The sequence below is a fragment of the Brevundimonas sp. T2-11 genome (assembly GCF_055397675.1).
In genome coordinates, this window is record NZ_AP027920.1 from 1514198 (window position 1) to 1534074 (window position 19877).

The 19877-nt window shown below is 66.6% G+C and carries 16 protein-coding genes and 1 tRNA gene; 13 read left to right on the forward strand and 4 right to left on the reverse strand.

Annotation, left to right across the window (positions count from 1 at the left end; genetic code table 11):
* Nucleotides 1-108: 108 nt before the first annotated feature.
* From ACZ5XO_RS07545 to ACZ5XO_RS07560, 4 genes are all read left to right on the forward strand, one after another.
* The gene (locus ACZ5XO_RS07545) at nt 109-828 is read left to right on the forward strand and encodes a glutathione S-transferase N-terminal domain-containing protein (RefSeq protein ID WP_464164670.1); all 720 of its coding nucleotides are present in this window, start codon (nt 109-111) and stop codon (nt 826-828) included.
* A gap of 77 nt (nt 829-905) precedes the next feature.
* On the forward strand, nt 906-1208 hold the full coding sequence (locus tag ACZ5XO_RS07550) for a sel1 repeat family protein (protein ID WP_464164672.1): 303 nt from the start codon (nt 906-908) through the stop codon (nt 1206-1208).
* 78 nt (nt 1209-1286) lie between these two features.
* The gene (locus ACZ5XO_RS07555) at nt 1287-1592 is read left to right on the forward strand and encodes an ETC complex I subunit (RefSeq protein ID WP_464164674.1); all 306 of its coding nucleotides are present in this window, start codon (nt 1287-1289) and stop codon (nt 1590-1592) included.
* Between the two features lie 27 nt (nt 1593-1619).
* A tRNA-Arg gene (locus tag ACZ5XO_RS07560) sits at nt 1620-1696 on the forward strand.
* Here the strand turns inward: ACZ5XO_RS07560 and metC are convergent.
* Entirely contained in the window at nt 1655-2848 is a 1194-nt protein-coding gene (gene metC, locus ACZ5XO_RS07565; protein ID WP_464164876.1) for a cystathionine beta-lyase, read from the reverse strand. The genes ACZ5XO_RS07560 and metC overlap by 42 nt on opposite strands.
* Before the next feature lie 78 nt (nt 2849-2926).
* Here metC and ACZ5XO_RS07570 point away from each other — a divergent pair, with 78 nt between their 5' ends.
* A complete protein-coding gene (locus tag ACZ5XO_RS07570; RefSeq protein WP_464164676.1) occupies nt 2927-4027 on the forward strand; it encodes an amino acid ABC transporter substrate-binding protein in 1101 nt (366 codons plus the stop codon).
* A 113-nt stretch (nt 4028-4140) separates the two neighbouring features.
* Nucleotides 4141-5364, forward strand: a complete 1224-nt coding sequence (locus ACZ5XO_RS07575) for a dicarboxylate/amino acid:cation symporter (RefSeq protein WP_464164678.1) — start codon at nt 4141-4143, stop codon at nt 5362-5364.
* Nucleotides 5365-5367: 3 nt separating this feature from the next.
* Here the strand turns inward: ACZ5XO_RS07575 and sseA are convergent, their stop codons facing one another.
* Complete coding sequence (gene sseA / locus ACZ5XO_RS07580) at nt 5368-6219, reverse strand: 3-mercaptopyruvate sulfurtransferase (RefSeq protein WP_464164680.1); 852 nt, start codon at nt 6217-6219, stop codon at nt 5368-5370.
* 124 nt (nt 6220-6343) lie between these two features.
* Between sseA and kdsA the strand changes: the two genes are divergently transcribed.
* From kdsA to ACZ5XO_RS07605, 5 genes are read left to right on the forward strand one after another with little or no spacing between them, the layout of a single operon-like run.
* Nucleotides 6344-7246, forward strand: a complete 903-nt coding sequence (gene kdsA / locus ACZ5XO_RS07585; RefSeq protein ID WP_464164682.1) for a 3-deoxy-8-phosphooctulonate synthase — start codon at nt 6344-6346, stop codon at nt 7244-7246.
* A gap of 18 nt (nt 7247-7264) precedes the next feature.
* On the forward strand, nt 7265-8725 hold the full coding sequence (gene rfaE2, locus ACZ5XO_RS07590; protein WP_464164684.1) for a D-glycero-beta-D-manno-heptose 1-phosphate adenylyltransferase: 1461 nt from the start codon (nt 7265-7267) through the stop codon (nt 8723-8725).
* Nucleotides 8722-9723 carry an ADP-glyceromanno-heptose 6-epimerase gene (rfaD, locus tag ACZ5XO_RS07595; protein WP_464164686.1) on the forward strand — a complete coding sequence of 334 codons (1002 nt, stop codon included), beginning with the start codon at nt 8722-8724 and terminating at the stop codon, nt 9721-9723. Before rfaE2 ends, rfaD begins: the two co-directional genes overlap by 4 nt.
* A 2-nt stretch (nt 9724-9725) precedes the next feature.
* The gene (locus ACZ5XO_RS07600) at nt 9726-10823 is read left to right on the forward strand and encodes a DUF3089 domain-containing protein (RefSeq protein ID WP_464164688.1); all 1098 of its coding nucleotides are present in this window, start codon (nt 9726-9728) and stop codon (nt 10821-10823) included.
* Nucleotides 10777-11598 carry a hypothetical protein gene (locus ACZ5XO_RS07605; RefSeq protein ID WP_464164690.1) on the forward strand — a complete coding sequence of 274 codons (822 nt, stop codon included), beginning with the start codon at nt 10777-10779 and terminating at the stop codon, nt 11596-11598. The genes ACZ5XO_RS07600 and ACZ5XO_RS07605 overlap by 47 nt, the downstream gene beginning before the upstream one ends.
* On the opposite strand, the gene recG is transcribed toward ACZ5XO_RS07605, so the two are convergent.
* A complete protein-coding gene (recG, locus tag ACZ5XO_RS07610; protein WP_464164692.1) occupies nt 11595-13685 on the reverse strand; it encodes an ATP-dependent DNA helicase RecG in 2091 nt (696 codons plus the stop codon). The two genes, ACZ5XO_RS07605 and recG, sit on opposite strands and share 4 nt — an antisense overlap.
* 83 nt (nt 13686-13768) lie before the next feature.
* On the opposite strand from recG, the gene ACZ5XO_RS07615 reads away from it, so the two are divergent.
* Together ACZ5XO_RS07615 and mfd are read left to right on the forward strand one after the other, a co-directional pair.
* Nucleotides 13769-14083 (forward strand): FAD assembly factor SdhE, encoded by a 315-nt coding sequence (locus ACZ5XO_RS07615; protein ID WP_312782397.1) that lies wholly within the window; start codon nt 13769-13771, stop codon nt 14081-14083.
* An 11-nt stretch (nt 14084-14094) separates the two neighbouring features.
* Nucleotides 14095-17532 carry a transcription-repair coupling factor gene (gene mfd / locus ACZ5XO_RS07620; RefSeq protein WP_464164695.1) on the forward strand — a complete coding sequence of 1146 codons (3438 nt, stop codon included), beginning with the start codon at nt 14095-14097 and terminating at the stop codon, nt 17530-17532.
* Here the strand turns inward: mfd and ACZ5XO_RS07625 are convergent.
* Nucleotides 17529-19805: a spermidine synthase gene (locus ACZ5XO_RS07625; RefSeq protein WP_464164697.1), complete on the reverse strand. Its 2277-nt coding sequence runs from the start codon at nt 19803-19805 to the stop codon at nt 17529-17531. The two genes, mfd and ACZ5XO_RS07625, sit on opposite strands and share 4 nt — an antisense overlap.
* Nucleotides 19806-19877: the final 72 nt, after the last annotated feature.

The following is a 19877-nucleotide window of genomic DNA, read 5'->3' on the forward strand; positions in this document are numbered from 1 at the left end:
GGTCCCGGCGCATGAACTCCGGCTGAATGGCCATGTCAGGTTTCAGCCTTGCCTGTTCATTCGGACCGCACCATGTCTAGACGCCCGCGGCGTATGGAGACGACAGCGATGATCCAGCCCATCGAGCTCTGGTACTGGCCTACGCCTAACGGCTGGAAGATCTCCATCGCTCTGGAGGAGATGGGCGTCCCCTATGTGATCAAACCGGTGAACATCGGCGCCGGCGAGCAGTTCGCGGCGCCGTTTCAGGCCATCAGTCCCAATGGACGGATGCCGGCCATCGTCGACCCCGAAGGGCCCGACGGTCAGCCGCTGTCGATCTTCGAGTCCGGCGCGATCCTGCAATATCTGGGCACGAAGTCAGGGCGCTTCTATCCAACCGACGTGCGGGCTCGGGTCGAGGTCGATCAGTGGCTGTTCTGGCAGGTCGGCGGCCTGGGACCGATGGCGGGTCAGACGCATCATTTCCGCCAGTACGCGCCAGCCATGGTCAGGGATCAGCGTCAGATCGCCTATGGCGTGAACCGCTACACCAATGAGACGCACCGTCTTTACGGCGTGCTGAACCAGCGCCTGGCGGACCGGGACTATGTCGCAGGCGATTATTCCATCGCCGACATGGCGATCTGGCCGTGGATTTTGCCGGGGCATCAGGGGCAGGACCTGACCGAGTTTCCGTATCTGGCCGCCTGGAGGGAAAGGGTCGGCGCGCGGCCCGCGGTCAAGACAGGTCGGGCGATCGGCGAAGAATGGCGGAGCAATCTGGCGGCGTCGGGCAGGGCGGCCGAGGCGGCGCGCGGCGTGCTTTTCGGTCAGCGGGCGCGTTAACTCTAATTTCAAACCGACGGTATTTGAATGCGGTTCGAACGGCAGGGTCAGAACGACCGACGCCCGGAGGACTGGCTATGACCGCGCATGAAACCGCGCCCGAGGCTATGGAAACCGCAGCCTTGCCGCTGCCGACCGTCGATATGGACGGGGATGCCCTGTTTCGACTGGGACTGGCCTATTCGGCCGGTCTGGACGGTTGCCCGATGGACCGGGTTTCAGCCCACATGATCTTCAACCTGGCGGCCATGAAGGGGTCGGTCGAGGCGCGCGAGTATCGCCGCGATCTGAGCCAGGAGATGGAGCACGACGAGATCGCCGAGGCCCAGCGCGCCGCGCGTCGCTGGATCGACGCCGGTTCCAGCACTCTGGCCGCCTGAAGTCACGGCGACGGCTGGACCGGGCGACGAGGGCGGGTTATGGACCCGGCCAAGACCAGTCGCCGAAGGATTCCGCCCATGCTCGCTCGCATCTATCGCCCGGCCAAGACCGCGATGCAGTCGGGCAAGGCCAAGTCCAACGACTGGCGTCTGGAGTTCGAACCGGCTTCGGCGCGCACGCAGGACCCGTTGACCGGCTGGACCAGCACCACCGACATGAACGGCCAGGTTCGTCTGACTTTTGAGACCAAGGAAGAAGCGGTCGAATACGCCGAGCGTCACGGCATCGCCTTCCGTCTGCACGAACCCAATGAAGCGCCGCTGATCCTCAAGGCCTACGCTGACAATTTCGCCACCAACCGCAAGCAATCCTGGACCCACTAGGGTCTTCTTGCTGCGGCCCTGGCCGAGGCGCCCTTAGCTCAACCGGATAGAGCACCCGCCTTCTAAGCGGGATGTTGCAGGTTCGAGTCCTGCAGGGCGCGCCATGCTTCCAGACCATTTTTCAGGTCCGCGATCAGGTCCTGCGGATCCTCAAGCCCTATGTGCAGGCGCAGCAGCTGACCGGGCAGGTCGGGTTTGTGCAGACGGTGCGCCAGTTGCGGGGTTTCATGGGTGATCAGGCTTTCGAAGCCGCCCCAGGAATAGCCCATGCCGAACAGACTGAGCGCGCTCATCAGTGCGTGGGCCGAGGCTTTGTCGCCGCCCTTCGTAACGACTCCCATCAGGGCCGCGCCGCCTGAATAGTCACGCCGCCACAGGTCATGGCCGACCGAGCCGGGCAGGGGCGGGAAGAGGACGCGCTCGACCTCTGGCTGGACCTGCAGCCATTCGGCGACCAGAAGCGCGGACTTGAGCGCTTCGTTGTAGCGTAGCGGCAGCGTGCGCAGACCCCGCAGGGCCAGCCAGGCGTCGTCGGGCGAGACGTGCCAGCCCATGTCCTCGATCGTGTGGAGGATGGTCCGGGCGACTTCGCGGTCCTGTACCGCGACGGCGCCCATCAGCAGGTCGGAATGTCCCGCGACGTATTTGGTCACGGCCTGGACGCTGACATCGACGCCCTGCTCCAGAGGGCGGAAGGCCAGGCCCGCCGCCCAGGTGTTGTCCATCACCGTCAGCACGCCGCGCGGCCGGCAGGCGGCGGCCAGAGCCGAAACCTCGACGATTTCGAACGTCAGGGAGGAGGGAGATTCGATCAGCAGGACGCGGGTCCGCTCGCTGCACAGGGCCAGGATGTCCGCTGTCGAGGCGTCCGCCGGATGGAATCGCGTGGCGATTCCACGCGGAGCCAGGTGGCGGGTCAGGAAGCGCCGGGTGGGGCCGTAGACGGCGTCGCTGGTCACCACCTCGTCGCCGGGGCGTAGCAGGGCCAGCAGGGGGACGGTGACGGCCGCCAGTCCCGATGGGACCAGGAAGGCGTCGCTGGCGCCCTCCAGATCGCCCAGGGCGGCGCGAAGCGCGTGGGCGGCGCTGGTGCCGTCCAGGCCATAGATCGGGCCGGGCGTCGCATCCTGCATGGAGGCCGGATCGTCGCTGAGCATGGTCGAGGCGCGCTCGATCGGCGGATTGACCGGCCGCCGTCCCTGGCCGCGTCGCGTGGCGGAGGCGATCAGACGGGTGCGATCGGAAAGGCGAGGCATGACGGCTCCGGCGGGTTGCGGTTCTGGCTCTAGAGGGCTCTAAAGAAGGCGGGGGCGCAAGCTGGAGAGGGTGCCGGAATGCGGGCGTCGAAGATCGTGGCGGGAATATCGCTGGCGTTGCTGCTGGCGACGGCGGCCTGTGAACGGCGGGCCAGGACCGATCACGCCGAGACGACGCCGACCTCGCGTCCCACGACGACCATGCCGGCTGATGTGACCAGTCCGACGCTGGCGGCCATCAGGCAGCGCGGTCATCTGAACTGCGGCGTCAATCAGGGCTTGGTGGGGTTCGCCTTCACCGACAATCGTGGAGCCTGGCGCGGCTTTGACGTCGACTTCTGCCGGGCGACGGCGGCGGCCATCTTTGGCGACCCGGACGCGGTGCGGTTCGTGCCCCTGACCGCCGAGTTGAGATTCGAGGCTCTGCGCGACGGGCGTGTGGACGTTCTGTGGCGCAATACCTCCTGGACGATGAGCCGCGACACCGGCGGGGAATTGAGCTTCGCCGGCATCAACTATTATGACGGCCAGGGCTTCCTGGTCCGTCGCGCCCTGAACCTGAACAGCGCGTCCGAGCTGAACGGCGCCCGCATCTGCGTACAGACCGGCTCGACCACCGAACTGAACGTCGAGGACTATTTCCGCACGCGCGGAATCGAGTTCCGCCCTGTCATGGTCAAGACCGAGGAAGAGGCCCGTCAGGCCTATGCGCGCGAAGAATGCGACGCCTTTACCGCCGACATTTCCGCGCTGGCGGCGGCGCGGACGACCCTGGCCAATCCGCAGCAGCACGCCATTCTTCCGGATGTGATCTCCAAGGAGCCGCTGGGACCGGTCGTGCGTCGCGGCGATGACCAGTGGACGGCTGTGATCCGCTGGACGTTGAACGCCTTGATCCTGGGCGAGGAGCTGGGCGTGACCAAGGCTAATGTCGCCGCTCTGACGCGCGACAGTCAGGAGCCGCGCACGCGTCGCCTGCTGGGCGAGGAGGGCGAGTTCGGCCCGTCTCTGGGCCTGCCCCGCACTTGGGCGCGGGACGCCATCGCGGCGGGCGGCAACTATGGCGAGATATTCGAGCGGAACCTTGGCCAGCAATCGGCGCTGAATCTGGCCAGGGGCCTGAATGCGCAATGGAGCGCGCGGCCCAGCGGCCTGATCTACGCCCTGCCGATCCGATAGGGCGTCGGCTGGTCGCCGGATCGGGGGGACGCATGACCGCGACGACCAGAACGAAGCTTCCGCTGCACGTCTTGATGTTGATCGGCTTTATGGTCGGTCTGACAGGCGGGCTCATGGTCAACCTGACGATCGGCGGGGACGCGCCCTGGGTTCAGTGGCTGACGGCGAACATCACCGGGCCGGCGGGGCAGATATTTCTGCGTCTTCTGTTCATGCTGGTTCTGCCCTTGCTGTTCTCGGCCCTGGTGGTCGGCGTGGCGGAGATGGGCGACCTGAAGACGCTGGGGCGGGCCGGGACCAAGAGCCTGCTGTTCACCGTCTTCATTTCCGCCGTGGCCGTGATCATCGGCCTTGTCATGGTCAATGTCTTTCGTCCGGGGGACGGTGTTGATCCGGCGCTGGCGCAGCAGTTGCTGGAGCAGGGGCGCAGCGGCGCGGCCTCCATCGTCGGCAGCGCGCCGGATTCGGTGCGGGCAGGCGACTTCTTCCTCGATCTTGTGCCGTCCAACGTCTTCACGGCGGCGGCGCAGAACGAAATTCTGCCGGTCATGGTCTTCGCCCTGATGTTCGGGATCGGGCTGGTGCTGGCGCGTGGGCCGGCGACTGAGAGCCTGCAGAAGACCATCGAGGGCGTGTTCGAGGTCATGATGAAGCTCATCAACCTGGTCATCCGACTGGCGCCCATCGCCATCGCGTGTCTGATGTTCAATCTAGCGGCCCTGTTCGGCTGGGATCTGTTGCTACGTCTGGCGGCTTTTGTCGCTGTCGCCGTGGGCGCGATGGCGATCCACATGTTCGTGGTCTATCCGATCTGCATCGCCACCCTGGGGGGCATGTCGCCGCTGAAGTTCTTTCGGGACATTCGCGAGGCCATGGTGGTCTCCTTCTCGACCGCATCATCCAACGCCAGCCTGCCGGTGTCGCTGCGTGTGGCCGAACAGAACCTGGGCCTGCCGCGCAAGATCGCCCGCTTTGTCCTGACCGTCGGGGCCACGGCCAACCAGAACGGCACGGCCCTGTTCGAGGGCGTGACAGTGCTGTTCCTCGCTCAATTTTTCGGGGTGGACCTGAGCCTGGGTCAGCAGTTCATCGTCATGCTGGTCTGCATTCTGGGCGGGGTCGGTACGGCGGGCGTGCCGGCGGGCAGCTTGCCGGTCATCGCCATGATCCTGGCCATGGTGGGCGTGCCGCCGGAGGGCATAGGTCTGATCCTGGGCGTCGATCGCTTCCTGGACATGTGCCGCACCACGCTGAACGTGACCGGCGATCTGGTCGTCGCGACCGTGGTGTCGCGCGGTGAGGAGGATACGGACGCTGCGCTTCCCGCTTCGGCCTGAGGCCTAGTTCACTTCGACGGGTGTGTCCGGGCGGGCGCCCCACTCGGCCCAGGAGCCGTCATATAGCCGCGACGGCCGCCCCAGCACCTCCAGGCCCAGGCTGAGAATGGCGGCGGTCACGCCTGACCCGCAGCTGGTGATGACGGGGCGGTTCAGGTCGACGCCCGCCTCGAGGAAGGCCGCTTCCAGCGCGGCGCCGCGTTTCAGGGTTCCATCCGCCTCAAGCACCTTGCCGAAGGGCAGGCTGAGCGCGCCCGGCATGTGACCCGATCGAACGCCCGCGCGCGGTTCGGGCGCGGCGCCGAGAAAGCGCGGTGCGCCGCGTGCGTCCACGACTTGAACCGAGTCGGCCAGGGCCTGTCTGACCTGCTCCAGATCGACGACATGGTCGCGCTCGAAGGTCGGGTGGAAGATCGCGGTCTGTTGCGAGCCGAGGGGCCCCTGTTCAAGGGGGCGACCTTCTGCGCGCCATTTCGGCAAGCCGCCGTCCAGAACCCGAACGCGACGGGCGCCCATGATCCGCAACGTCCATCGGACACGCGCCGCCGAAAAGAGGCCCTGTGCGTCATAGACGATGATGTCATCCGTCTCGCTGACGCCCAGCGCCCCCATGGCTTCGGCGAAGGCCTGGGGCGCCGGCAGCATGTGCGGGTAGGGACTGTTGCGATCGGACAGGGCGTCCAGGTCGAAGAAGACGGCGCCCGGCAGCCGCTCGCGCTCGAAGTCCGCGCGCGCGTCACGCCCGTCCAGCCACCAGCTGGCGTCGATGATGCGCAAGTCGGCTCCGCTCCGCTGTGTCGCCGCCAGGGCTTCGGTCGAGATCAGGGGGCTGGCGACTGGCGCGGTCTGGGTCATGCCGTCAGGTTACCATGATCACGCCGCTGGTGGTCAGGGGCTGAGTCGGCGGGTAGGTTGCGCAAATGCGTCTGCGACGCCACCTGTCCGCCTTGAATTCGCGGCATAGGCTCGCGAACCGCCGTTGAAACCAGTCGAAAGCGCCGCCGTGACCTCTCCGAACGCTGTCATCACCCTGTCCGAAGGCCTCAAGAAGCCCGTCGTCATCGGCGGCGGCGCCCGCATCGTCTTCATCGCCGGCCCTTGCCAGATGGAAAGCCGCCAGCACGCGCTGGAGACGGCCCATGCGCTGAAGGAGATCGGCGAGCGCCTGAACCTCGGCATCATCTACAAGACCAGCTTCGACAAGGCGAACCGCACCAGCGCCAGCGCCGCGCGCGGCATCGGCCTGAAGGACGCCCTGCCGATCTTCGCCGAAATCCGCGAAGTCACCGGCCTGCCGACCCTGACCGACGTCCACTCCGAGGCCCAGTGCGGCCCGGTCGGAGAGGTCGTGGACGTGCTGCAGATTCCGGCCTTCCTGTCGCGTCAGACCGACCTGCTGCTGGCCGCCGCCGCCACGGGCAAGGCGATCAACATCAAGAAGGGTCAGTTCCTGGCCCCCTGGGACATGAAGAACGTCATCGCCAAGGTCACGGGCGCGGGCAACCCCAACGTCATGGCCTGCGAACGCGGCGCCAGCTTCGGCTACAATACCCTGGTCAGCGACATGCGCTCGCTGCCCATCATGCGCGAAATCGGCTGCCCGATCGTCTTCGATGCGACCCACAGCGTCCAGCAGCCGGGCGGGCAGGGCACCTCCTCGGGCGGCCAGCGCGAGTTCGTGCCGGTGCTGGCCCGCGCCGCCGTCTCGGTCGGCGTCGACGCCGTCTTCATGGAGACGCACGAAGACCCGGACAACGCCCCGTCGGACGGCCCGAACATGGTGCCGCTGAGCCAGTTCGAGGCCCTGGCCGCCGAACTGATCGCCTTCGACGACCTGGCCATCAAGCTGGGTCACAAGGGGCCGATGGCGAAGGCGGCGTGAATCCGCTAGTTCGGCGTCATGGCTGAACGTTCTCTTGATCTCGGCGCCCTGCAGTCCCTGCTTGAGCGCGTGCGCGACCTGAAGGTCGCCTGCGTCGGCGATCTGATGCTGGATCGCTATGTCTATGGTGAGGTCAGCCGTATCTCGCCCGAGGCGCCGATCCCCGTCCTGCGCGCGCGCCGCACCGTGGCCATGCCCGGCGGCGTGGGCAATGTCGCCCGCAATGTCGCGGCCCTGGGCGGTCAGGCTCGTCTGGGCGCCGTGGCGGGCGATGACGCGGCGGGCGCCGAACTGGCCGATCTGATCGCCGCCGAGGATCGGATCGAGGACGCCCTGATCCGTCCCGAAGGCGCCGCCACCATCGTCAAGACGCGCTTCGTCGCCGCTGGTCAGCAACTGCTGCGGCTGGACGACGAGGCCGCGCCCCATTCCGGCTATACCGACAAGGCGGTGTTCCAGGGTGCGGGCGCCATCCTACTGTCTGACTACGCCAAGGGCGTGGTGGACGACGGCGCCATTCAGGCGGCGCTGTGGGCCGGGGCCGAATACGGCGCGCCGGTCATCGTCGATCCCAAGGGCCGCGACTTCGCCCGCTATGGCGCGGTCGACGTCATCAAGCCGAACGCCAGCGAACTGGCGGGCGCCACCGGCCTGCCGACCGAGACCGACGAACAGGTCGAGGCGGCGCTGGCCGCCCTGCTGGACGCCACGACGGCTAAGGCCGTCATCGTCACCCGCGCCGGCAAGGGCATGACCCTGGCGCGCAGAGGCGGCGGCGTCACCCACTTCCCCGGTCGGGCGCGTGAAGTGTTCGACGTGTCAGGCGCAGGCGACACCTGCCTCGCCGCGCTGGGCCTCGCGCTGGGCGCAGGCACGACGCTGGAACAGGCGGTGCAGTTCGCCATCCTGGCTTCCGGCGTTGTCGTGGGTAAGAGCGGCACCGCCGTCGTCACGCCTGCCGAACTGATCGAGGCCGAGATGAGCCAGCATGCGGCCCTGGCCCAATCCAAGGTCACGCCGCTGGACGAGCTGGCCGATCAGGTCGAGGCGTGGAAGCGTCAGGGGCTTAAGGTCGGCTTCACCAACGGCTGCTTCGACATCCTGCATCGCGGTCATGTCGCCTATCTGAGCCAGGCGCGCGGCTGGTGCGATCGGCTGGTGGTGGCGCTGAACACCGACGCCTCGGTACGCCGCCTGAAGGGCGAGGGCCGCCCCGTCAATGATCTGGACAGCCGCGCCGCCGTCATCGGCGGCCTGGCCAGCGTCGATCGCGTCACCGCCTTCGACGACCCGACGCCCATCGCCCTGATCGAGCGGCTGAGGCCCGACGTGCTGATCAAGGGCTCGGATTACACCAAGGACAAGGTGGTCGGGGCGGCCGAGGTCGAAAGCTGGGGCGGCGTGGTCCGTCTGGCCGACTTCGCCGATGGCTATTCGACCACGAAGACGATTGAGAAGATGACCGGGGACAAGGCATGACGCCGCGCATGATTGTCGTCACCGGCGGTGCGGGCTTCATCGGCTCCAACATCGTCGCCCGCATGTGCGAGAGCGGCGCCTGGGACGTGGTCGTCTGCGACCGGCTGGAGACGGCCGATCTCGCCAAGTGGAAGAACATCGCCAAACACCCCATCGCCGATCTGTGGGCGCCCGAAGAGCTGTTCGAGCAGCTGGAGCGCCACGCCGACCGCATCGAGGCGGTGATCCACATGGGCGCCATCTCCTCGACGACCGAGCCGGACGCCGACCTGATCCTGCGCACCAATTTCAGCCTGTCGCGCGACATCTGGGATTGGTGCGCGGTGCGGAACGTGCGGATGATCTACGCCTCCTCGGCCGCCACCTATGGCGACGGCGAGACGGGGTTTGAGGATCGAGACGATCCTGACAGCCTGAATGCGCTGCGCCCACTAAACGCCTATGGCTATTCGAAATACCTGTTCGACCAATATGCCGTGCGTCAGGCGGATCGAGGCGAAGCGCCGCCCCAGTGGGCCGGGCTGAAGTTCTTCAACGTTTATGGCCCGAACGAGGGCCACAAGGGCGGCATGAAGTCGGTCGTCGCCCAGATCTGGCCCAAGGTGCAGGCGGGCGAGACGGTCAGCCTGTTCCGTTCGCACAACCCCAACTATCCCGACGGCGGCCAACTGCGCGACTTCGTCTTCGTCGACGACGTGGTGAACATCATCCTGTGGCTGCTGGAGCGCGAGGACATCTCGGGCGTTTTCAACGCCGGATCGGGCCAGGCGCGTTCCTTCGCCGACCTGGCGCGGGCCACTTTCGCGGCGGCGGGCAAGGAGCCGTCCATCGCCTATGTGGACATGCCCGAGGCGATCCGCGACCGCTATCAGTACTTCACCGAGGCCAGCATGGATCGCATCCGCGCCCTCGGCTACAGTGGCCAGTCGACGCCGCTGGAGGAAGGCGTGCGCCGCTACGTCCAGGACTTCCTGGCCCAGACGGACGCCTATCGATGAGGATGCCCAGCCTGACCTTGCGCCAGTGGGTCGGCTACGCGGGATTTGTGCTGGTCTTCATTCTGGTGGCCGCCGTAGCGGTCTGGAGAGGTGATATTCTCAAGGCTGGACTGGACCCCCAGGTGCCGTTCCAGACCTATGATCCGCCGCCGCCGCCGGACTACCGGCTGGATTCCGCCTGGGCGTTGCGTGATGCCCGCGCGGCCGGAGCGGCCTCTGCTCATGTCTTCTTCGTGCACTCGACAACCTACGAGGGCGGCGGCGACTGGAATGGTCCGATCGATCATCGTGACGCCGCAACTGATCTGCGTCGTCGAGTCTTGCCCAACTATGCGGGGCCGTTCGCACGCGCCGGAGATGTAAGCGCACCGCGCTATCGGCAGGCCAGCCTCTATACGCGTTTGACCCTGCGGGAAGATGCGCGGGAGTCGCGAGCTTTCGCCTATGGCGACATAGACGCCGCCTTCACCCGCTGGCTTCAAACCCACCCGGACGGTCCGATCGTTCTTGTCGGCGTGGAGCAGGGGGCGGACCTGGTTGACCGGCTCATCCATGATCGTGTGATCAGAGACCCCGCATTGAAACAACGACTTGTGGCCGCCTACCTCATGGAAGGCGTAATCGCGGCGGAGCGCTTTGGGGAGCTTCCGCTTTGCGCCAGACGGGAGTCTGTTGGTTGCGCTCTGGCGTGGAAATCTGTCGAAGAGGGGGACGATACAGAGGCCAAGCGTGTCTTGCGTCGAGCCCTGGTCTGGGATGAGCGTGGCGCCATGGTCGGGGCGGAAGAGGCGCCGACCGCCTGCGTCAATCCTGTGACCGGGTCTGTGAACGCGCCCATATCCGCCATGCGGGACAGCCGGGGCGCCACGAACGCCACCAATTTGGAATGGGGGGCTCGACCAGCCTTCCAGGGACGGATCGTGGCGGGGCAATGTCGAGGCGGCATCCTGTGGCGTTCGCCGCTGAACTCGGAGTCCTTCCGCGCCCAGGGATCCTGGGCCGATCGCCGCAAGATACCCTCTTTCAATCTCTTCTTTGCGGACATCGAGGCTGATGTCCTCAATCGAATCAACGCCTGGGAAAAAGCACGTGGGACTTGAAGGCGTGAATACGGTCTGGGGCGTTGATGGGGTCATCGTCGTGAACCTGGATCGTCGTCCTGATCGTTGGGCGGTTTTTCAGGAGGTTTGGCGTGATCACCTCCCCTGGGATCGGGTTGTCCGTCTGTCGGCCAGCGACGGTCAGCTGCTGCCTGGCTTCGGTCAGGCCCCGTGGTTCCGTGGTCGCAAGCGGGATCGAACCTGGGCGGGGCGTGCGGGGTGCACCCTGTCGCACGCACGGGCGATGCGTGAGGCGCGCAGGCGTGGATGGAAGCGTATCCTTGTCATGGAAGACGACGCCCTTCCTGCCGGCGATTCAGGCGCGCTGGCGGCTGTTCTTTCCACAACGGACTGGGACCTCCTCTATCTCGGGTGTCGCGAACCGATAGGCGTGGCGGCGGAGGCCGTCGGTGGAACCATGCCCATTCACGGCGGCCTGGACACCCATGCCTATGCTGTCACCGAACCTCTGAGGGACTGGCTCATCGCCCAGTTGCCCAGTGAGGCCAATGTCTGGGGGTGGGTGGCTCGCGAGCGAGCCATCGATCGCTGGATGCGTCGGGAAATCGGGCGACGTTTCAGGGTTCGGTTGTGTCAGCCGCAGTTGGCGGTCCAGGCGGACGATGTCTCGGACATCACCCAGCGTCGCGAGGGGGCCTATTCTTCTCCCGAAGGCGAAAGATCGGTTGTTCGTCGTCCGTCCGAATTGGGACGGATCGGGGAGATCGCGGCGGACCGTGTGCGCGCGACGCTGAAGCAGGCCGTCGGCTTCTAATCCACCCCTGGTCGGTCGGTCCGCCAGTCGAACAGCGCTTCCAGGACGCGGATGGCCTCGCCGCGCGGGCTGGTCAGGTCTGGATCGCGACTTAGGACCAGGCGAGCGTCGTCGGAGGCCGCCAGCATCAACGAACGATGCTTGATGGGATCGGCGAAGCGGTAGGCGGGAAAGCCGCTCTGCTTCAGGCCCAGGGGGTCGCCGCCGCCACGCAGGCGGAAGTCTTCCTCGGCGATTTCGAACCCATCTTCGGTGCGTCGCAGGGTCTCCAGACGTTCGCGCGCGGTCTCGCCCAGCGCGCCGTCCTGGCCGCCGTACAACAGGATGCAGGAACTGGACTTGGCGCCGCGTCCGACGCGGCCGCGCAACTGGTGAAGCTGGGCCAGGCCGAAGCGGTCGGCGTGTTCGATGACCATGATCGAGGCGTTGGGCACGTCCACGCCCACCTCGACGACCGTGGTGGCGACCAGCAGGGGAATGCGCCCCTCGGCGAACTCGGCCATCACCGCCTCGCGCTCGGCGCCGGGCATTTGGCCGTGGGCCAGGCCGACCTCGACCTGAAGGATGCGGCGCAGATCGTTGGCGCGTTCCTCGGCAGCGGCCAGGTCGATGGCTTCGGACTCGGCCACCAATGGGCAGATCCAGTAGGCCTGAGCCCCGCTGTCGATCGCCGCCTTCAGCCGTTTGGCCACCTCGCCGATGCGAACCAGCGGCAGGACGGCGGTGGCGACGGGGGTGCGGCCCGGCGGTTTTTCCATCAGGCGGCTGACTTCCAGCTCGCCGTACTGGGTCAGTTCCAGCGTGCGCGGGATGGGGGTGGCCGACATGGTCAGCAGGTGGACGCCGCCGATGGCGGGATCGCCCTTGGCCTGAAGCCGCTGACGCTCGTTGACGCCGAAACGGTGCTGTTCGTCGATGACGGCCAGGGCCAGTCGGCTGAACTGCACCGCATCCTGGAACAGGGCGTGGGTGCCGATGGCGACCTGGGCTTCGCCCGAGGCCAGGGCTGCGAGGCGCTGACGGCGTTCGGCCTGAGTGTCGCGGCCGGTCAGGAGGACGGTTGAGACGCCAGCTTCCTCCAGCATCGGCGCCAGCCGCTGATAGTGCTGGCGGGCCAGGATTTCGGTCGGGGCCATCAGGGCGGACTGGAAGCCGCTGGACGCCGCGTCGGCCAATGCAAGGGCCGCGACAGCGGTCTTGCCCGATCCCACGTCGCCCTGCAGCAGACGGCCCATCTGCTCGCCGGACGCCAGGTCGGTGCGGATTTCCTCAATGGCGCGAGACTGGGCGCCGGTCAGGGTGAAGGGAAGGGCGGCGAGCATCCGCTCTGAGGCCTCGCCCGGCGCGATGCGGGGGGCGGGCGTGGCATGGCGGGTCCGACGGCGACGGGCCAGGGCCAGTTGGTGTGCGAACAGCTCGTCATAGGCCAGGCGCTGACGCGCCGGGGCCTCGGGCGTCAGGTCCATGTCCGAGGTCGGGGCATGCAGGGCTTCCAGCGCCGCGCGCCAGCCGGACCAGCGCCGCGCCGACAGCCATGCGGCGTCCTGCCACTCGGCCAAGTCTGGAGCAGCGGCCAGCGCGCCCTGCGCCAGCTTCCTGACCACCCGCGACGTCAGGCCCTGCGTCGCCGGATAGACGGGTTCGGACAGGGGTATCTCGTCCGCCTTCTCCAGCGGCAGGATGTAGTCGGGGTGCGCGATCTGCACCTCGTTGTTAAAGCTCTCGACCTTGCCGGTCACCAGCCGCCGTTCGCCGCGCGGGGCCAGGCTTTCGATATGGCGCGGCGATCCGGCGAACCAGATCAGGTGGACGAAGCCGGTCTCGTCGGACGCCCGCATCTTGAACGGAGCGCCGATCTTGTGCGGCGGGATCAGCCGGTCGATCACGACCTCGAAGACGCCGATCTCGCCCTCGACGGCGGCGGCGGCGGTCGTGCGGCGGCGCTGGATGATGCCGGACGGCGACAGGAACAGCACGTCGCGCACCAGCGGACCCGCCAGTTTCTGCACCAGGGGCGCGCTTCGGGGCCCCACGCCCCTCAGGGTGGAGACGTCCGCGAACAGGGGAAAGAGAATCTCGGGCCGCATTAGCCTCAGCATAGCTGGCGAAAACGGAACGGGAACGCTATCTGATCCAACTCTTCACATGAACGGACCGGGCAAGGAACCGCGTGGCCGATATTGATGCACGTCCAGAGGACGCCCGGAAACAACGACTCGGCCGGATCGCCTACCGCGCCTGGCGACGCGGTTTCCGCGAAGCCGACATGGTGCTGGGGCCGTTCGTCGACCAGATCGGCCCGTCGATGGACGATGCCGAGCTGGATCAGCTGGAGCACCTTCTGAACGAGGAGGACCAGTACCTCTATGCCTGGATCATCGAGAAGGAGCCGACCCCGCCCGAGTTCGACGGGCCGATGCTGGCGCGCATTCGGGCATTCATGCGCGAACACGTCGCGGCGGAAGTGGCCAAGGGTATCGGTTGATGAGTGAGGCGATGGCGCGGCGTGACGTCGAACTGGGCGGCGCGCCCGAGGGACTGGATGCGCTGGTCGTCGCCGAACGGCTAAAGGCGCAGGGCGGCGTCGGCCTGTTGGTCGCGCGGGACTATCAGCGCTCCGGCAATTTCGTTCTGGCGCTGAACTTCTTCGCCAAGGATATTGAAGTTCTTGAATATCCGGCCTGGGATTGTCTGCCTTACGACCGGCTGAGCCCGACGGCTTCGGTCGCGGCCCAGCGAATGGCGACCCTGACCCGGCTGGCCCAGCGCGATCCGTCGGAGGCCAAGCCGCTGCTGGTCATCGCCACTGTCGCCGCCGCCACTCAGCGCACGCCGCCGCGCCAGGCTGTGACCGGAGCCGGATTCGAGGCCAAGGTTGGTCGTGATCTGGATACGACGGCGCTGGAGCGCTACGTCGCGGCCAACGGCTATGTGCGCGCCTCGACCGTGTCGGAACGCGGCGAGTACGCCATTCGCGGCGGCGTCATCGACGTCTTTCCGCCGGGCTTTGACGAGCCCGTGCGTCTGGACCTGTTCGGCAGCGAACTGGAATCCATCCGCGCCTTTGATCCCGAAACCCAGCGCTCGACCAAACAGCTGAAACAGGTCGCCCTGCTGCCGGTGTCCGAAGTCCTGCTGGACGCCGAAAGCATTTCGCGCTTCCGCAGCGGCTATCTGAACCTCTTCGGCGCGGCGGGCGACGAGCCCATGTACGCCGCTGTCAGCGAGGGGGCGCGTCGTCAGGGGCTGGAGCACTGGCTGCCGCTCTTCTACGACCGACTGGACACCCTGTTCGACTTCCTGCCAGATACGGCCCCGGTCTTCCTCGACAGTCAGGTGGAGCAGGCCCGCGCCGAGCGCTGGAGCCTGACCGCCGACGCCTATGAGGCGCGCAAGGAGGCCGCCAAGGGCAAGGGCGGCGCGGCCTATCGCGCCCCGGCGCCGCAGAGCCTCTATCTGGACGAGGGCGACTGGAACAGCGCCCTGGCCGGTCGGGCCGTGCGCCGCCTGTCGCCGCTGTCGGGCGGATCGGGCGAGGACGCCGGCGGCCGTCTGGGGCGCAGTTTCGCCGCCGAGCGCTCGCAGGACAGCGTCAACCTGTTCGCCGCCGTGGCCCAGCACGCCGAGACGTTGAAGGGGCAGGGCAAGCGTGTCCTGTTCGCCTCTTGGACCGAAGGCTCGGCCGAGCGTCTGGCGGCCATGCTGGGCGACCACGGCCTGACCCATGTCCTGCCGGTGCGCGACTGGGACGATGTTCTGGCGGCGCCGAAGGACATCTATCTGCGCGCCGTCCTGCCGGTCGAGCATGGTTTCGTCACAGATGAAGTCGCGGTCATTTCCGAGACCGATATCCTGGGCGATCGGCTGGCGCGGCCCAAGCGCAAGCGCCGGGCCTCCAACTTCCTCGCGGAGGCCTCGGCCCTGACGGCGGGCGATCTGGTCGTCCACCTGGATCACGGCATCGGGCGCTATGAGGGCCTGAAGACGCTGGAGATTCAGGAGGCGCCGCACGACTGCCTGGAACTGCTCTACGCCGGTGACAGCAAACTTTACTTGCCAGTTGAAAACATTGACCTTCTGACCCGCTACGGCACCGACGCCGACGGGGTTCAGCTGGACCGTCTGGGCGGCGCCGGCTGGCAGGCGCGCAAGGCGAAAGCAAAAGAACGCCTGCGCGCCATGGCCGAGGGGTTGATCGCCCTGGCCGCCAAACGGGCGCTGCGCGTCTCCGACGCCATCACGCCGCCGTCCGGCCTGTTCGACGAATTCTGCGCCCGCTTCCCCTACGAGGAGACGGACGACCAGTTGAACGCCATCGGCGACGTGCTGGAAGACCTGGGCAAGGGCACGCCGATGGATCGCCTGATCTGCGGCGACGTCGGCTTCGGCAAGACCGAGGTGGCCCTGCGCGCCGCCTTCGTGGTGGCCATGAGCGGCCAGCAGGTAGCTATCGTCTGCCCGACGACCTTGCTCGCGCGCCAGCATTTCAAGACCTTCTCCGAACGCTTCGCCGGCTGGCCGATCACGGTGCGCCATCTGTCGCGGATGGTCACGGCCAAGGACGCCAACGAGACGCGCGCGGGCCTGAAGGACGGGACGTTCGAGATCGTCGTGGGCACCCATGCGGTTCTGGCCGAGCAGGTCGGGTTCAAGGATCTGGGCCTGGTGATCGTCGACGAGGAGCAGCACTTCGGCGTCAAGCACAAGGAGAAGCTGAAGTCCCTGCGGGCCGATGTTCACCTGCTGACGCTGACGGCGACGCCGATCCCGCGCACCTTGCAGATGGCGCTGTCGGGCATCCGCGAGATGTCGATCATCGCCACCCCGCCGGTCGATCGTCTGGCAGTACGGACCTATGTCACGCCCTGGGACCCGGTGCTGGTGCGCGAAGCCCTGCTGCGCGAGAAATATCGCGGCGGTCAGGCCTATTACGTCGCGCCGCGCCTGAAGGAACTGCCGGACATCGAGAAGTTCCTGCGCGAGCAGGTCCCCGAGGTGAAGTTCGTCGTCGGCCACGGCCAGATGAGCCCGACCCAGCTGGAGGAGGTGATGAGCGCCTTCTACGACGGGCAGTACGACGTCCTGGTCTCGACCACCATCGTCGAGAGCGGCATCGACATTCCGACGGCCAATACCTTGATCGTGCACCGCGCTGACATGTTCGGTCTGGCCCAGCTGCACCAGATCCGGGGCCGCATCGGCCGGTCCAAGGCGCGGGCCTTCGCCTATCTGACGACCGATCCCAAGCGACCCTTGAGCCTGTCGGCCGAGCGGCGTCTGCAGGTATTGCAGTCGCTGGACAATCTGGGCGCCGGCTTCCAGCTGGCCAGCCACGACCTGGACCAGCGCGGCGGCGGCAATCTGCTAGGCGACGAGCAGTCGGGCCACATCCGCGAGGTCGGGGTCGAGCTGTATCAGCAGATGCTGGAGGACGCTGTCGCCGAACTGCGCGAACAGGGCGAGGAAGTGGCCGACCGAGGCTGGTCGCCGTCCATCAACGTCGGCGCGGCGGTTCTGATTCCAGAGACTTACGTTCCAGACCTGAACGTTCGCCTGAGCCTCTATCGTCGTCTGTCGGACGCCGAGAAGATGGAGGATCGCGAGGCCATGGCGGCCGAACTGATTGACCGCTTCGGCCCGCTGCCGGACGAGGCGCAGCAGCTTCTGCGGATCGTCGGCATCAAGGCCAACTGCCGCACGGCCTCGATTGAAAAGATCGACATCGGGCCCAAGGGCGCGGTTCTGACCCTGCGCAACAATAGCTTCCCCAACCCGATGGGGCTGGTGGGCCTGATCCAGAAGAACCAGGCCTTCTGGAAGATTCGCCCGGATCAGAAGATCGTGGTGAAGGGCGAATGGCCTACGCCCGACGACCGTCTGAAGGTCGCCGAGCGGATCACCGCCGATCTGGCGCGGGTGGCGGGGGCGGCCTAACCCCGCCCCTTCATCTGGCGGATCAGTGCGCCGAACAGGTTGACGTAGTCGTCGGTCCAGGGGCGCACCTCGGTTGGCGCCAGCTTGCGCCAGCGGCCGTCGCCCTTGAAGTCGGCCAGACCTTCGGCGGTCGGCGAGATGGCCAGGGCCTCGGTCGAGGCCTCGGACATTTCCGGCGCGTTCGGCTGTTCGATGTAGATCTGATGCAGGTCGGCCGCGCCCAACTGACGGGCGGCGGCGACGGCCGGCATGGTGATCTCGAGGTTGCGGTTCGACAGGTGCAACACCACCACGCCGTCGGGCTTCAGCAGTTTGAGATAGCCCTGAATGGCCTCGACCGTCAGCAGATGGGTCGGCACGGCGTCGGACGAGAAGGCGTCGATGACCAGCAGGTCGTAGGTGCCCGGCGCTTCTTTGGCCATGGTCAGGCGCGCGTCGCCCAGAACGGTGCGGATCGGGCCGTCGGCGCAATGCGAGATATAGGTGAACCAGGATGGATCACGCGACACGCGATCCACCATGGGGTCGATCTCGAAGAAGGTCATTTCATCCTCGGCGCGCTTGTAGGCGGCCATGGCGCCTGAGCCCTGACCCACAATGCCGATCTTCGCCGCCGGCGTGCGGGCCTGAATGCGCTGCGCCGCCTGACCCAAGGGCGTGGCGGTGGCGTAGTACATGGTCGGGCTGCACGCGAATCCGGGGGCGCGGGCCTGGGCACCGTGCAGGGTGGTGCCATGCATCAGGACATGGACGTCGCCGCCCATGCCGTCGTCGCGCGTGACCGCCACCCGCATGACCCCGAAGAAGCTGCGCTCGGTCAGGCTCCAGTCATAGCCACGACCGACGTGATGGGCGGACAGGGTGATGACGGCGATGATGATGGTGAACAGGACCGCGCGATCACGGACCAGGAAGGCGCATATCGCCGCTCCACCGAGGACCAATTGCACCATTTGCAGTCGCGCCTGGTCACTGAGCAGGGCGCGGAACTCGAGATTGTAACGCATGATCTCGAGGATCACCGGCGGAGCGGCGGCGATGGCGATCCCCAGCAGCAGGATGGTGATTTCGCGGCGCGTAAGGGCGCCTTCGCCCCAGGGGCGGGCAAGACCGACCAGAACCATGATCAGGGGATATTCCCAGACCACATTGAAGATGGTCGGAGCAATCAGGGCGTTGAAAACGCCGCCGACCACGCCGCCCAGCGACAGAAGCAGGTAGAACTCGGTCAGACGATCAGGGGCCGGGCGTCGCGCGGCCAATCGCTGATGGCACATCAGGGCGGTGAAGAAGAAGGCCGCCAGATGCACCAGAAGCAGCAGCAGCCACTCGCCGGTGTTCATGCCCACCAGGCTGACGACAATGGCGCCAAGCGCGGCCTGGATCACCAGAGTCGTGGTCAGGTTGATCCATGGTCGTATCTGGAAAGCGATGACGAAGGTGAGCAGGTAGAGCGCCAGCGGCGCGACCCAGAGGAAGGGCGCCGAAGCGACATCCGTTGAAAGATGAGCGGTGACGCCCAGCATCAGACTGGACGGAGCGGCTGCCAGCAGGACCAGAACGCCCTTCTCACGCCATGGGATCGGGGCGCTGGGGGCGAGCGGGGCGGGCTCGGGAGCATTCTGAACCCGACGACGCCAGATCAGGGCGGCGAGGGCCATCACCAGAATGACGAACAGGCCATAGCCGCCGGTCCAGCTTGTCCGCTGAACCGAAAGGGACATCAGAGGTTCGAGGAGCGCCGGATAGGCGAGGAGGGCCAGGAAGCTGCCGAGATTGGAAGCTGCGTACAGAACATAGGGATTCTGACCGTCAGCATGATCGGCGCGGACACGTGCGTACCAGGCCTGGAGCAGCGGCGCTGTGGCGGACAGGATGGAAAAGGGCGCTCCGACCGATAGAGCTAGGGTCGCCAGAAGCCAGACATTAGGCGCTGAGGAGGCGGGCTCCCCCAGAACGCCGGTGATCTGCAGCGGCAGAAACAGCGCCGCCGCCGACAGCAGGCCCAGGTGGATGATCGCCTGCAATTTCAATGATCGGATGCGTTGCAGCAGATGGGCGTAGCCGTACCCGATCAACAACGCGGTCTGGAAGAAGACCATCGAGGTGTTCCAGACAGAAGGTGATCCGCCCAGCATCGGCAGGACCAGCTTGCTCACCATCGGCTGGACGACAAAAACGAGCGAGGCGGATGTGAAGATGGCGACGGCGAAGAGCGCCGGTGTTATCGCATCGGCCTTGCGGACGGCCGTGGTCATGGTGGAATCGGTCATTCGCGATCCGCTGGCATCGGCGCGGTCGATCGACCCGCCCCCTGTCAGCAGGCTTAGACCGACTCGCAGACG